The organism is Staphylococcus sp. HMSC14C01 (assembly GCF_001808085.1).
GTDB lineage: Bacteria > Bacillota > Bacilli > Staphylococcales > Staphylococcaceae > Staphylococcus > Staphylococcus hominis.
The window spans coordinates 1-13616 of the sequence record NZ_KV792011.1; the positions used below are offsets into that span (position 1 = coordinate 1).

At 32.6% G+C, this 13616-nt stretch carries 10 protein-coding genes and 1 pseudogene; 6 read left to right on the forward strand and 5 right to left on the reverse strand.

Going from position 1 to position 13616, the window contains the following annotated elements; translation table 11 throughout:
- Window positions 1–41 precede the first annotated feature (41 nt).
- Window positions 42–2243, reverse strand: coding sequence for an amidase domain-containing protein (locus HMPREF3131_RS00450; protein ID WP_070436316.1), 2202 nt, complete (start codon window positions 2241–2243; stop codon window positions 42–44).
- Window positions 2244–2507: 264 nt separating this feature from the next.
- Here HMPREF3131_RS00450 and HMPREF3131_RS00455 point away from each other — a divergent pair, with 264 nt between their 5' ends.
- Complete coding sequence (locus HMPREF3131_RS00455; protein WP_070436317.1) at window positions 2508–5336, forward strand: YhgE/Pip domain-containing protein; 2829 nt, start codon at window positions 2508–2510, stop codon at window positions 5334–5336.
- Between the two features lie 55 nt (window positions 5337–5391).
- Here the strand turns inward: HMPREF3131_RS00455 and HMPREF3131_RS00460 are convergent, their stop codons facing one another.
- The gene (locus tag HMPREF3131_RS00460; protein ID WP_049419660.1) at window positions 5392–5892 is read right to left on the reverse strand and encodes a hypothetical protein; all 501 of its coding nucleotides are present in this window, start codon (window positions 5890–5892) and stop codon (window positions 5392–5394) included.
- Window positions 5893–6094: 202 nt separating this feature from the next.
- On the opposite strand from HMPREF3131_RS00460, the gene HMPREF3131_RS00465 reads away from it, so the two are divergent.
- Window positions 6095–6616 carry an immunodominant staphylococcal antigen IsaB family protein gene (locus HMPREF3131_RS00465; RefSeq protein ID WP_049419659.1) on the forward strand — a complete coding sequence of 174 codons (522 nt, stop codon included), beginning with the start codon at window positions 6095–6097 and terminating at the stop codon, window positions 6614–6616.
- Window positions 6617–6661: 45 nt separating this feature from the next.
- On the opposite strand, the gene HMPREF3131_RS00470 is transcribed toward HMPREF3131_RS00465, so the two are convergent.
- Window positions 6662–7060, reverse strand: a complete 399-nt coding sequence (locus HMPREF3131_RS00470; protein WP_070436318.1) for a YolD-like family protein — start codon at window positions 7058–7060, stop codon at window positions 6662–6664.
- A gap of 331 nt (window positions 7061–7391) precedes the next feature.
- On the opposite strand from HMPREF3131_RS00470, the gene HMPREF3131_RS00475 reads away from it, so the two are divergent.
- The 3 genes from HMPREF3131_RS00475 (at window position 7392) to HMPREF3131_RS00485 (ending at window position 10302) form a co-directional block, all read left to right on the forward strand.
- Window positions 7392–7916 (forward strand): immunodominant staphylococcal antigen IsaB family protein, encoded by a 525-nt coding sequence (locus HMPREF3131_RS00475; RefSeq protein ID WP_019834626.1) that lies wholly within the window; start codon window positions 7392–7394, stop codon window positions 7914–7916.
- A gap of 252 nt (window positions 7917–8168) precedes the next feature.
- Window positions 8169–9404, forward strand: coding sequence for an arginine deiminase (gene arcA / locus HMPREF3131_RS00480; protein WP_049419657.1), 1236 nt, complete (start codon window positions 8169–8171; stop codon window positions 9402–9404).
- 136 nt (window positions 9405–9540) lie between these two features.
- Window positions 9541–10302, forward strand: a complete 762-nt coding sequence (locus HMPREF3131_RS00485; protein ID WP_049379403.1) for an alpha/beta hydrolase — start codon at window positions 9541–9543, stop codon at window positions 10300–10302.
- A gap of 45 nt (window positions 10303–10347) precedes the next feature.
- Here HMPREF3131_RS00485 and HMPREF3131_RS00490 read toward each other — a convergent pair.
- Window positions 10348–10482, reverse strand: a pseudogene (locus tag HMPREF3131_RS00490) (DUF4870 domain-containing protein); the annotation flags it as partial.
- 303 nt (window positions 10483–10785) lie between these two features.
- Between HMPREF3131_RS00490 and HMPREF3131_RS00495 the strand changes: the two are divergent.
- Window positions 10786–11868, forward strand: a complete 1083-nt coding sequence (locus HMPREF3131_RS00495) for a CapA family protein (protein WP_080979420.1) — start codon at window positions 10786–10788, stop codon at window positions 11866–11868.
- Between the two features lie 78 nt (window positions 11869–11946).
- Here the strand turns inward: HMPREF3131_RS00495 and HMPREF3131_RS00500 are convergent, their stop codons facing one another.
- A complete protein-coding gene (locus HMPREF3131_RS00500) occupies window positions 11947–13587 on the reverse strand; it encodes an alpha-keto acid decarboxylase family protein (protein ID WP_061544096.1) in 1641 nt (546 codons plus the stop codon).
- Window positions 13588–13616 lie beyond the last annotated feature (29 nt).

Here is a 13616-nt window from a genome sequence, read left to right on the forward strand (position 1 = left end):
ATTTTGTTAGGAATTATGTCCCAGCCTCTTTTGTTATGCATTTATTTAGGTTGAATGTAGTGTAAAGATGAGGCAGTATCCGCATCAATTTGACGATATGATACAATACTCAATCCTTTTACATTTGATTCTGAAATAATGATTGAGCCATCATCATTGACTTTTTCAACGAAAGCAACGTGGCCATATAACGCACTTGCTCCAGATTGGCCTGCTTCAAATACAACTGCTGTATGATTTTTAGGGGTTGTACTTACATTATACCCTGCGTCTTCAGCGCTATTATCCCAGTTATGTGCATCGCCCCAATGACCGCCTACATGTTTATCAAATTGTTGAACACGTTCGTACACATACCAAGTACATTGGCCATATGGATACGGTGAAGCAACATCTGAAATTGAAAATGGCTTAAATGCACTTCCTGAAACATCTGTGCCACTACTTCCTGTTGATGTTGAGTATTTATCTAAATCAGGCATGTGTTTTTTATCAAAATCAGTTAAATTGTAATGTTCAATTAAGCTATTTAATTTCGTTGCATAGTTTGGATCAGTCGCATAAGTTTGGCTTAAATGACGTGTTGCTGAACGATAACTTGGTGCAATATTTTTCCAAGATGATTTATAAATTGTAGGATTACCGTCAATACCATGTTTGATTAAATCAGCATAATCTTTTAATGAAGCTTTAAGATTTGGATATTTACGGAAACTAGCATTAATACTAAAAATATTATTATTACTACTAGCTTCAAGTGTATTGAAGTTAACTGAAGCACCTTTATAACTACCTTTCATACCGAATAAATTGTAGTTTGGTGCTTGTGCAAGAGCGCTATTACCTGAACTTGATTCTAAAATAGCCTGCGCAATCATAACAGAAGCATAAATATCATTATCTTGCCCAATTTTATGCGCATCTTTAGCAATAGATGTAATAAATTCACGTGTTGCTTTATTTTCTACTACTGCAATATCTCCATTAGTAACATTGTTCCCATCTAATTGTGGTACATCTTGGAATAAACTTATAGCGCGTGTATTACTTTGTTTAAAATCATTTTCAAATGATTGTGGTGCTTCTTGTTTATGTTTTAGTTGTTTCTCCGTTGGCAATTGCGGATTGTCTTTATTTGTGTCTAGTTGGTCTTGAGTTGTTGATGTATCTTTTTTTGAATCTTCACTTTGTGATGCTTGAGATGTGCTGTCTTTTTTAGATGATGTATAGTCTTTATGTGTTTGTGTTGCTTTATCACTATATTTATCAAGAAGTGCATCTAGTACATCCTCTGATTGTTGACGATCTTTATTAGGTGTTGCTTGCTCTTCTTGAGAGGTTTGAGATGTTGTATTTTTTGTTGTTTGCTGTGATGTTGATTGATTGCTATTTTCAGATGTCGAGGACTCATTAGTATTAGAATCATTTAAATCTGAAGCTAATTGATTCAATGAATCTAAGGCTTTGCTTACGCTAGAATCATCAGTTGAATGATTGTCATTACTGTTACTATATTTAAATGATGACTCAGACGATTGATCTGACTGATTATTTTCTGTTAGTACCTCAGATTGATTTGATGGTGTGGTATGACTATTTGACTTATCAGATGAGTCTTGAGGTGATGGATCAATTGTTGTGTGTTGATGTGATGATTCAGTACTATCTTCATCTGAAGAAGTTGTATTCGTTGCATTTTTGTCATCATTAGTATTAGATGAAGATGAATCACTTTCAACATGTTCATATTTAGAAATATCATCATCAAAATGGAATAAAGATGAAATCAAACTTGTTAAACTAAAGCCATTTTCAAAGTGACTAGGATCTAAAAAGTTTGATGAGAATGAATGATTTGAACCATTCATGTTAAATACAGATAATGGTGTATGATACGTGTCTTCATCTTTAGTATGAGATGAACGATTATTTTTCGAATGTGTTGATGATGGTTTAGAATGAGAAGCGGCATCTTCATTTGAAACTGTGTCTGATTGACTTTCTTTTGACTGAGAGTCTGGCTTTTTATTATTATCAGAGCTATCAGAAGTTGAATCTTCTGAAGATGGAGTTTCATTGCTTTCAGTACGTGTTGTTTCTGATGTAGAAGTTGAATCCTCATTATTTGATTCAGATGTTTTAGTTTGTTTTGTAGTCTCTTCAGCTTGAGCAACACTAGACGTAAATGTTGGTAAAACCAGAGTTGTAGTTAGCAAATATATCATGAATTTTTGCTTCGACATCAATAAACGCTCCTTACTTTTGTATAATATATTTTATAAATCCGTCTTAAGTCAGACGATTTCTATCGTATTTTAACGTAGCATTAGCTTTGTCGCTAAAATTATTTTCTGCTATAATGCATGAGTACCATTTTAATTGTTGACGTATATCAACTAATTATGGCATTCGTGATAAAAGTATTATACTAATTCTACGATATAAAAAACAATGTTTTAAATCATATTGATATAAATTCTTAATATTTCATTTTTAGGAGAGTGAAAATGAAGAACGCGTTTAAATTATTTTTGACAGACTTAAAGCGTGTCGCTAAAACACCTGCTGCTTGGGTAATTCTAGGCGGTTTGGCAATTTTACCTTCATTTTACGCATGGTTTAATTTATGGGCAATGTGGGATCCATATAGTAATACAGGTCATATTAAAGTGGCAGTTGTAAACGAAGACCAAGGCGATAAAATTCGAGGTAAGAAAATTAATGTAGGTAATACGCTCGAAGACACATTGAAGAACAATGATAAATTTGATTGGCAATTTGTCAGTCGGGAGAAAGCAGATCATGAAATACGAATGGGTAAATATTATGCAGGAATTTATATACCTAAGAAATTTACACATCAAATTACGGGAACACTTCGTAAACATCCGGAAAAAGCAGATATTACATATAAAGTGAACCAAAAAATTAATGCTGTCGCCCCTAAAATGACTGATACCGGTTCGACAATTATTGTTGATGAAGCCAATAAACAATTTAATACTACTGTAACGAAAGCATTATTGAAAGAAGCAAATAAAGTAGGTCTTCAAATTGAAGACGAAGTACCAACTATCGATAAAATTAAAAATGCAGTATATGCTGCCCATCAATCTTTACCTAAATTGAATAAAATTGCAGATAGAATTGTTTATCTTAATGATCATCAAGATCAGCTTGATCAATATGCGAATCAATTCCGTGATTTAGATAACTATAAAGATGATATTTTAAATGCTCAACAAAAATTAAATGATGTCAATGCAGCGATTCCTTCTTTAAATCAAAAAGCAAAACTAATTCTCGCATTGAATGAATATATGCCTAACATTCAGAAATTAGTGAATGTAGCAGCAGATGATATTCCTCAGACATTCCCTAAAATTAATAGAGGGGTAGATATTGCGAGTCAAGGATTAGACTTAGCGAATCAACAACTTAATGATGCGCAAGGTTATTTAGGTATGGCTAAGCAACGTGTTGGTGATTATCAAGAGGCAACTAGGCGAGCACAAGCAGTTAATGGTAATGTGAATAATAATTTACGACAACAAAGTGCGACAACTAATGACAACGGTATGCCTCAATATACGATTCAAAAACTAAGTAATAGTTCGAATAATGATCAATTACCTAATGGTCAGATTCTTTCGAATGAAGATGTTAAATCAATGAATAGTGGACTTGCTGAAGCATTACTTGCATTATCTTCAAATGCTGATAAGCAAGCTAAGGCATCACAATCTGATGTAAAAGCATTAAGAGATATAACGTATGGTGTCATTGCCTCTAATCGTCCAACAGAATATAATGACATGCTTCGAAATATTAAAGGACGTTTAGAAAACACTTCAAAATACAATCAACAATTGATTGATGTATTAAAAGAATTACAACAACGTGAACATGTGAATTTAGCACCACAAATTAAACGAATCGAAAGTACCAATAACCGTATTAATGATACGTTACGTTCTACTAACCAATTGATTGATGCATTATCAAGTGGTGGTAAAGGTAGTGCGGAGTCTATTAATGTATTAAGAAGCTTGCCAGCTTTAAATTCTGGTTTAGGTAGTTATAGAGATTACATTAAAGATAATTTAAATCATCGTTTACTTGTAGTTTCTAATGATATTACAAAACAATTAAGTGAAGGCCAAGTTGTATTATCAGATGTGCAATCTAAATTAAATACGATTAATCAAGTGATTCAAGCAGGTCAAGATATTGTAGGTAATGGTCAAACTCGTATTGCAACACTTCAAAGTGAATTACCATCACTTGAAGCGGGATATATTGAAGCAACTCAAACTGCTAAAAATTACTTCCCAACAGTACGAAAAAATGTAGCAAAAGCTGCAGACTTTGTACGTAATGATTTACCTGATTTAGAACAACGTCTTGCGAATGCAACAGCTACTGTTAATGCTAACTTACCAACATTATTTGATAAGTATGATAATGCAGTAGATTTATTAGATGAGAATCAGCCAAAAGCAAAAGAAGCTTTAGCGAATTTAGCGAACTTTGCACAAACAAAATTACCTGGTATCGAAAGAGATTTAAATAAGGCTAATGATATATTCAATCAATTGGACGATGATGATGCAGTAGATAAGCTTGTTAATAGTCTAAAAAATGATTTGAAAAAACAAGCAGATGTTATCGCGAATCCAATCAATAAGAAAACAGTTGATGTTTTCCCAGTCAGAGATTATGGTTCAGGTATGACACCATTCTATACGGCATTATCTATTTGGGTAGGTGCTTTATTATTAGTAAGTTTATTAACTGTAAATAATAAACATGAAGAACTTGCTGATCAATTAACGAAACGTCAAGAATATCTTGGTAAAGGGATGTTCTTTATGACAATGGGAATATTACAAACACTTATTGTTACAACAGGTGACTTATTCTTACTTCATGCACAAGTAGAATCACCATTATTGTTTGTACTTGTTGCACTTTTTGGAGCCATAGTGTTTAATACCATTGTTTATACATGTGTATCTATACTGGGTAACCCAGGTAAAGCCGTAGCGATTATTCTTTTAGTATTACAAATTGCAGGTGGCGGTGGTACCTTCCCAGTAGTTACACTACCTAAGTTCTTCCAAAACATTTCGCCGTACCTACCATTTACGTATTTAATTGATTGTTTACGTGAAGTAGTCGGTGGTATTGTACCAGAAATTTTAATTACAAAATTAATCATATTTGGACTCTTCGGTCTTGGTTTCTTTTTAATAGGATTTATTGCTAAACCATTCTTAGATCCAATTATGACTAAAATTGCGAAACGTGTAGAAGAAAGTAAAGTAACAGAATAGAAAATAAAAGAGCCTGATTGATAATGAAACATCATTATCAGTCAGGCTATTATTTTTAATTAGATTTGTTATTAGATTCACTACTACGATGAGTATGACTTTCAGTAGAAGACTGCGTACTTTGTTGCGATGAAGGTTTTTCTTCTGTTGAAGGTTGTTCAGTTGATGTTTGCTCTGAAGATGGTTTGTCTTCTGTGCTTTGAGATGTGGGTTGTTTTGATGTGTTACTTTCTGAACGATGTTGTGATGTGTTTGATGATTCGCTTGTTTTTGGCTGTGTAGTCTGAACAGTAGAGGGACGTTGTGTCGTTTGTTGTTGTTCTTGTATTGATTGACTTGTTGACTCAGATTGCGCAGTGGTACCATTGTCAGACTGACTTGTTTCATTAGATTGAACTGTATGACTTTCAGAAGTAGTTTCTTTTTTATCTTTCTTTTTAGTAGATTGTGTTTGATTTGGGTCAGATTGATTAGAATGAGTGGCTGCAAAAAAGACTGAGAATCCTAATGCCACAACAAGTAATATAATGACTATAGTTGCTAATATTTTTTTCAAATGATAGTCCTCCATTTTTAATTCATTTCTTTAATTTATTATAATCAAAGTTCAACAAATAGGTAGTATTTATATAACCAAATCATATTACATTTTATTTACATAATTCTGTGATAGATACATCTAAAGTACAGTGAATTAAGACAAAGAGTATGAGATAATAATAGTGAAATAAAAATCCATTAGAGAAAGAAGGACAATCATGAATAAAATAGTTAAATCTATAGCATCAGTTACTTTAGCATTTGGGACAGTATTAGGCGTAAGTACAACTGTTTTACCAATCGAGGATACAGCTCATGCAGCTACAAAGCCATATTATGTATATAACGGATATGTTGATAAAGACGCAAAATTTGTAACAAATCAACAGTTTATTAAAGCAGTTAAATATGGAAATGTAACAATGAATGGAATAAAATTTGAAAAAGCGCATAGTAATAAAGAACTTGAAAAATATAACCAAAAATTTACTGGTGTAAGTAAAGATGGCAAGAAGGCGAATAAAGTTCAATTTAGTGTTAAAGGAGATTTGACATATAATCAATTGAAAAAAGCGTATGGCTCAGATTTTAAAAAGGTAAAGGGTACTCCAAGTGATAAAAAAAGTGGTATTTTCGAATATCAACCTAAGAAAGATGGATTAATTGTTTCTTTTGTTATCACACATGGAAGAACAGTAGAAGTAAATATTGGCTATGAAGGTGTCACAACAAGTAAATAAATGATAAATACGAGCGGAATTGAGTTCAATTCTCGCTCGTTTTTATTATTCAATGTGACATAATACTGCAAATTCGAGTTGCATTGTTTGTGAGCCATTCTCATTACTAATTGTAATATACCGCTTTAAAATATCAATACGTTTAATATAAGCTGCAATAGAATGAATCGTACCATTTCTAAAATAACTAATCATAGCGAGTTGATGAGTTGTATATTTTTCGATTAATCGTCTATTCAGAATATTGAATTGATCATCCGACAAAGAGGGCATCGTTATTTTATTTTGATTTTCGATAAAAGTTTTTATTCGTTCATATTGTTCAGGCATCACTGCAAAAGGTGCCCACTTAATCATGCCACGTCCTTGTGGTATATTAGCGTCTAAATATTCTCTAGGAATGTTACGATAATCTGTTTCATGTTTGTATTGATCAGGAATCATTAAAACCACCTCGATAATATTATAGAACATACGTTCGATTTTAGGAAGTGGTTTCTCATAATATAAATAAATCTTATATTTAAAAATTAAAATAATGAATTTATATATCATAAGACCACAAGTTTAACAAAGGGGAAGTAAACTCGTGGTCTAATGTTATGACGTAGTATAACTTTTTATGAAGGAGTAAATAGAACTATTACTCCTATTTATAGTATAACACAATTTTATAAAAAAATATTTAAATAGATAACCAATTGATATAATGATTGTATAGATATGAGTAATGAAGTATGATATGAGTAGTTTAAAGAGAAAGAGGAAGACGTATATGAAAAAGACAACAAAAGTATGTGTAGCTACAACAATAGCGTTTAGTACACTATTAGGTGCTAGCGTCACAGGTGCACTTGTTCAACAGCCGACTGCACACGCAGCAACGTCATCATATTACAACTATAATGGTTATGCGGGTCAAAATGCTTCATTCGTATTAGATAAAAATTTTAAAAATGCGATTAAAGCTGAAAATGTTAAATTTAATGGCATTAAAATTAAATCGACAACATCTAATAAATCGGTATTGAAATATGATCAATACTTCAGAAATGTATCTAAAGATGGTAAAACTGCCTCGTTATTAGATATGGAAGTCAAAGGTCAACTTTCATTAACACAACTAAAAAAAGTATATAGTAAAGAGCTACAAAAAATTGATAATGGTAACAACAACACAACAGGTATTTATTACTATCAACCTAAACAAAATGGTATGACAGTTTGGTTTGATGTTAATAAAGGTAAAGTAGACCGCGTCGTATTAGGCTATAGTACAGTACAAAAAGCAATGAATTAAATGGGTGATTGAAGTGAACGTATTCGCTTCAATCATTTTTTATACACATAGGCGAATAAATATTAAATGATTATATAAAGGTATTTCAAGTTAAAATTTTAAAATCGTCTTCTGATCGATAATTAAAAGGTTTTATTATTGGAAATTAACATTTAGTGCTACGATAGAATTATATACATGAAATGTATATTATGAACCACTGCTTCATGATAATTACAATAAATATACCATTTACTTGAAGGAGGAATACAAATGACAAAGGGGCCAATTCAAGTTAATAATGAAATCGGTACATTAAAAACAGTGCTATTAAAACGACCAGGTAAAGAGTTAGAAAATTTAGTACCTGATCATTTAAGTGGATTGTTGTTTGACGACATTCCATATTTAAAAGTGGCACAAGAAGAGCATGATCAATTTGCAGAAACACTTAGAAGTGAAGGGGTAGAAGTCGTTTATCTAGAACAACTTGCTGCTGAAGCGATTGAAAATGAAGATGTAAGACAGCAATTGATTGATGATATTTTATCAGAATCTCAAAAAACAATTTTAGGTCATGAGACAGAAATTAAAACATATTTTTCAACATTATCAAATCAAGCATTAATTGAAACAATGATGTCTGGGATACGTAAAGAGGACATTCAACTTGAAACAACGCATCTAGTGGAATATTTAGATGATCGTTATCCATTCTATTTAGATCCGATGCCCAATTTATATTTTACACGGGATCCTCAAGCAAGTATTGGTAGAGGTATGTCGATCAATCGTATGTATTGGCGCGCAAGATGTCGTGAATCTATTTTTATGACGTATATTCTAAAATATCATCCACGTTTTAAAGATGCAGATATACCAGTGTGGCTTGATCGTACATCACCGTTTAACATCGAAGGTGGAGACGAGCTTGTGCTTTCTAAAGATGTATTAGCTATCGGTATTTCAGAACGTACATCAGCTGAAGCCATTGAGCGACTAGCAAGAAATATATTTAAAGACGACTATACTACATTTAAAAAAGTACTTGCGATTGAAATACCCAATAGTCGTACATTTATGCATCTAGATACTGTATTTACAATGATTGATTATGACAAATTTACAGTGCATGCAGCTATTTTTAAAGAAGAGAATCACATGAATATCTTTACAATTGAACAAGATAAAATGAAAGATGATATTAAAATTACACACTCTAGACAGCTACGAGAAACGTTAGCCAATGCATTAGGTGTAGATGACGTAGAATTTATACCTACTGGCAATGGAGATGTCATAGACGGTGCTAGAGAACAGTGGAACGATGGATCTAATACATTATGTATTCGCCCAGGCGTTGTGGTAACATACGATAGAAACTATGTCTCTAATCAATTATTACGTGATAAAGGGATTAAAGTGATTGAAATTAAAGGCAGTGAATTGGTACGTGGTCGTGGAGGTCCAAGATGTATGAGTCAACCTTTATTTAGAGAAGATATATAATGTTTTCACGTGAAACAATTTATTGACAAAAACGTTAGTCATTTGGCTAGCGTCTTTTTATATTAAAAAACGTTCCATTAGTCTACAAAAAGTGTAAAATAGATATCATACTTATAAAATGGAAGGACGAAACAATATGGCATTTATGACTATTAATTATAAATCACCTACGATTGGGATGAATCAATCGTTTACAGCCATCGTTCCAGAAGACGATAGCTTTTTTAAACAACATGAACCTGTAAAACCTTTAAAAATGTTATTACTGCTCCATGGTTTATCAAGTGATGCGACATCGTATATGCGTTTCACAAGTATCGAACGTTATGCAGAAGCACATCAGTTGGCAGTGATTATGCCGAATGCAGATCACAGTGGCTATGCGAATATGGCTTTTGGTCATAGCTACTATGACTATATATTAGAAATTTACAATTATGCACATCAAGTGTTACCAGTATCTAAAAAAAGAGAAGATAATTTTATTGCAGGTCATTCAATGGGGGGGTACGGAACAATAAAATTCGCTTTAACTCAAAGCCATTTATTTTCTAAAGCAGCGCCATTGTCAGCGGTATGTGATGTACAATCATTACTCGATATTGAGTGGAATGACTTTGATCCCAAAGCCATTGCCGGTGAAGCTTTAAAAGTTAAAGGTACAGAGTTAGATACCTATCACTTAGTGGATGAAGCGGTTGATAAAGGCGCAACACTTCCAGAACTCTTTATTCAATGTGGCACAGAAGACTTCTTATATGATGATAATCAACGATTTATGAAATATTTAGATGAAAAAGGTATCAATTATAAATATGAAGAAGGACCTGGGGAACATGATTATGCTTTTTGGGACAAAGCAATTGAACGTACCATTGAATGGTTAGTAGAGAAATAAAAAAATATCCCTTTGTGATGATACGTCACAAAGGGATATTTCGTTTTATTTAATGATTTCAATCGTAAATGGAACAACAAAATCTTCGCCCTTATTCATTGCAAGAATAGCTAAAATAGTATAGACAAAACCAGCAATACCTACAACGAATAAAGTTAAGTAACCAATGAACACTACAGTTAAAACTAAACTTTCAAATTAGCAAGTGCCATCGATCAACCCATCAAACATGTTGATACATCTAGTAAGGATAGATAACCAAAAATAAGAAATAGATACTTTTTCTATTTCTTATTTTTTTAATTCATAAACTAATTTGAGTTATTATTTTGAGTATTTTAAAATAATTACAAGTATTAATTATTTTAGGTTTTTCGTGAATATAAAAGAATCTACTCTAAATCAATAAGGAGCGTAAGTTTAGTGTACAAATATTACATAACTTCGGTTGTTATTTTTCTAGTATTTTCACTGATATGCGGTATGGCTCTTGTTGAAAATAATAGTGAAAAAATATCGGTAGTAGCAGTGGGAGATAATTTAATTCATCCTGTCGTATATCATGATGCACAATATTCAGATGGTACATATAACTTTAAGCCAATGTATTCTAATATAAAGAAAGACATAGCTAGGCCTGACTTAGCTTTTGTCAATCAGGAGTCTCCACTTGGTGGGGATGATATTCCATATTCTGGATTTAAACGATTCAATACACCTAGTCAGGTAGCAAGTGACATTGTTGCAACAGGGTTCGATGTGATTAATGGTGCAAATAATCACTCCTTAGATCAAGGAGATCAAGGGATCACAAATCATATACAGACTTGGGAAAAATTTGATCATAACGTATTGTTTACAGGGATATACAATTCGAAAAAAGAGGCGAATCGTGTACATACCATTTCTAAAAATGGCGTGAAAATCAGTGTATTAAGTTATACATATGGAACAAATGATATGGTCTCAAACTATCCATATACAGTAAAAACGTTTGATGAAGCTACTATTAAACATGATATACGAAAAGCAAAACAACAAAGCGACGTCGTCATGGTGTCGGCACATTGGGGAAATGAAAATCACCATACACCAAATAAAACACAGAAGAAGTACGCTCAATTATTTGCAAATGAGGGTGTAGATGTCGTCATTGGCACGCATCCACATGTGATTCAACCAGTAAAGTGGGTTAAAGCAAAAGATCATCACCATAAAACCTTGGTAGCTTATTCTTTAGGTAATTTTTTAAATGGACAATATGGTGGAGATGAAAATAATCAATTGTTAGGAAGGATAAACTTCGATGTAGTAAAAGAACCTAAAGGTGTACATTTAGAAAATGTTAAATGGACAAGCATGGTCAATCATTACGAACAAGCACGTCCTACCAATAAACAAACACGACAACATTTTAAAATTTATAACCTTGATGATTACACATCACAATTAGCAGAGAAACATGGACTACAGTATGATTCAAAAAGTGAATGGAATATCAAACATTTACAGGATATTACAAAAGATGTGATCGATAATAAATTTTTAAATGAAAAAAGTTTATAAAAAAGAGCGACTAAATATGTATTATTGACATATATAGTCGCTCTTAATTGATTTATTTAAATGTTCTCCCAATATCCATTATTTGTTTTGATTAGCAAATGATTTAGAGATATCACGTAGTGTTTGAGGTGCGTCATCCCATTTCATTGTGACTTCAGTAAAGTGCATGTGATTTGGATGGTTATTAATATCATCAAACGTTTCTTTTAAATCTTTTGAAGATTTAACGTCATGTACTTGTACAGTATCTCCACCAAATACTTTGGGTAATGCTTTGTAATCCCACATGTTGATATCGTTATATGGCTCTTCCATACCATGAATGAGACGTTCAACAGTATAACCATCATTATTAATTAAGAAAATCACAGGTTTAATATCTTGGCGAATCATTGTTGATAATTCTTGAACAGTTAATTGGAATGACCCATCACCAATTAATAAGATATTACGACGGTGTGGATTAGCTAATTGAGAACCTAATGTAGCTGGTAATGTGTAACCAATTGAACCCCATAAAGGTTGACCAATAAATGACATGTTTTTAGGTAAAGCTAAACTGTAAGCTCCAAAGAAGGATGACCCTTGTTCAGCGATTAATACGTCATTGTCGCCAATAAAGTCTTGCATCATTTTAAAGTAAATATCTTGCGTTAACGTATCATCAGTTAATTCATAGTCAATTGATTTTGGTTGTTGATAAGAAGGGAATGAATGTTTATTTGTATAATCTATCGTACTTAACGCTTCTAAGAATTCAGGCAATATAATTTCTTTATCAATCGTATCGTTTAATTTGAATAGACGATGATTAATCATGACCACTTCGTTAATATCAAATTTATATGAAAAGCCTGCAGTAGCTGAGTCAGTTAATTTGGCACCAATATTTAAAATAGCATCGCTATGATCGACATAGTCTTTAATGTCATCTTTAGCAATTTCTCCATCATAAATACCCATATAGTGTGGGTTTTCTTCATTGAATGCCCCTTTACCTAACGATAATTGAACAACTGGAATATTCGTTTTATTTACAAATTGTTCTAATTCATCATGTAAATGGAAACTATTGATTTCATGACCAGTAATAATTAATGGTTGTTTAGCTGAACGTAACTTATCAGCCACCATATCTACATATTGAGATACATCTTGTTGAGGTGTTTTTTCAACTTTGAATGGTTGTTCAACTTCAATATCTGACACTGCTACATCGATTGGTAAGTGAATGTGTACAGGTCGACGTTCTTGAATTGCAGCATTGATTACTCTAGGAATTTCAGTTGTTGCATTTTCAGTTGTAATATAGGCTTGTGCAGTAGTAATAGGTTCAAACATGTGTCGATAACTATCAAAGTGTCCTTCACCTAAAGAGTGATGCACATATTTGCCTGCCTTTTCAACAGCTCTTGTTGGTGCGCCTGTGATAGCAATGACCGGAACACGTTCTGCATAAGCGCCTGCAATACCATTAACAGCACTTAATTCGCCAACGCCAAATGTTGTTACGAGTACGCCTAGTCCATTCATTCGTGCGTAACCATCAGCGGTATAAGCACCATTTAGTTCATTCGTTGTTCCAACCCATTCAACGCCTTCATGACTGACGATGTCATCTAAAAATGCTAGATTAAAATCTCCTGGCACACCAAATATTTTATTGACACCTGCTTCATGTACTGCATCCATTAAATATTGTCCTACACGTTGTTTCATATTCAATTCCACCTTTGTATTGCTTTTGT

Excerpts from the sequence above, each read along its gene's own strand:
- HMPREF3131_RS00495 (WP_080979420.1), top strand. The coding sequence starts at position 10,786 with ATGGCTCTTGTTGAAAATAATAGTGAAAAAATATCGGTAGTAGCAGTG.
- arcA (WP_049419657.1), top strand. The coding sequence starts at position 8,169 with ATGACAAAGGGGCCAATTCAAGTTAATAATGAAATCGGTACATTAAAA.
- HMPREF3131_RS00485 (WP_049379403.1), top strand. The coding sequence starts at position 9,541 with ATGGCATTTATGACTATTAATTATAAATCACCTACGATTGGGATGAAT.
- HMPREF3131_RS00470 (WP_070436318.1), bottom strand. The coding sequence starts at position 7,060 with ATGATTCCTGATCAATACAAACATGAAACAGATTATCGTAACATTCCT.
- HMPREF3131_RS00465 (WP_049419659.1), top strand. The coding sequence starts at position 6,095 with ATGAATAAAATAGTTAAATCTATAGCATCAGTTACTTTAGCATTTGGG.
- HMPREF3131_RS00500 (WP_061544096.1), bottom strand. The coding sequence starts at position 13,587 with ATGAAACAACGTGTAGGACAATATTTAATGGATGCAGTACATGAAGCA.
- HMPREF3131_RS00455 (WP_070436317.1), top strand. The coding sequence starts at position 2,508 with ATGAAGAACGCGTTTAAATTATTTTTGACAGACTTAAAGCGTGTCGCT.
- HMPREF3131_RS00475 (WP_019834626.1), top strand. The coding sequence starts at position 7,392 with ATGAAAAAGACAACAAAAGTATGTGTAGCTACAACAATAGCGTTTAGT.
- HMPREF3131_RS00450 (WP_070436316.1), bottom strand. The coding sequence starts at position 2,243 with ATGTCGAAGCAAAAATTCATGATATATTTGCTAACTACAACTCTGGTT.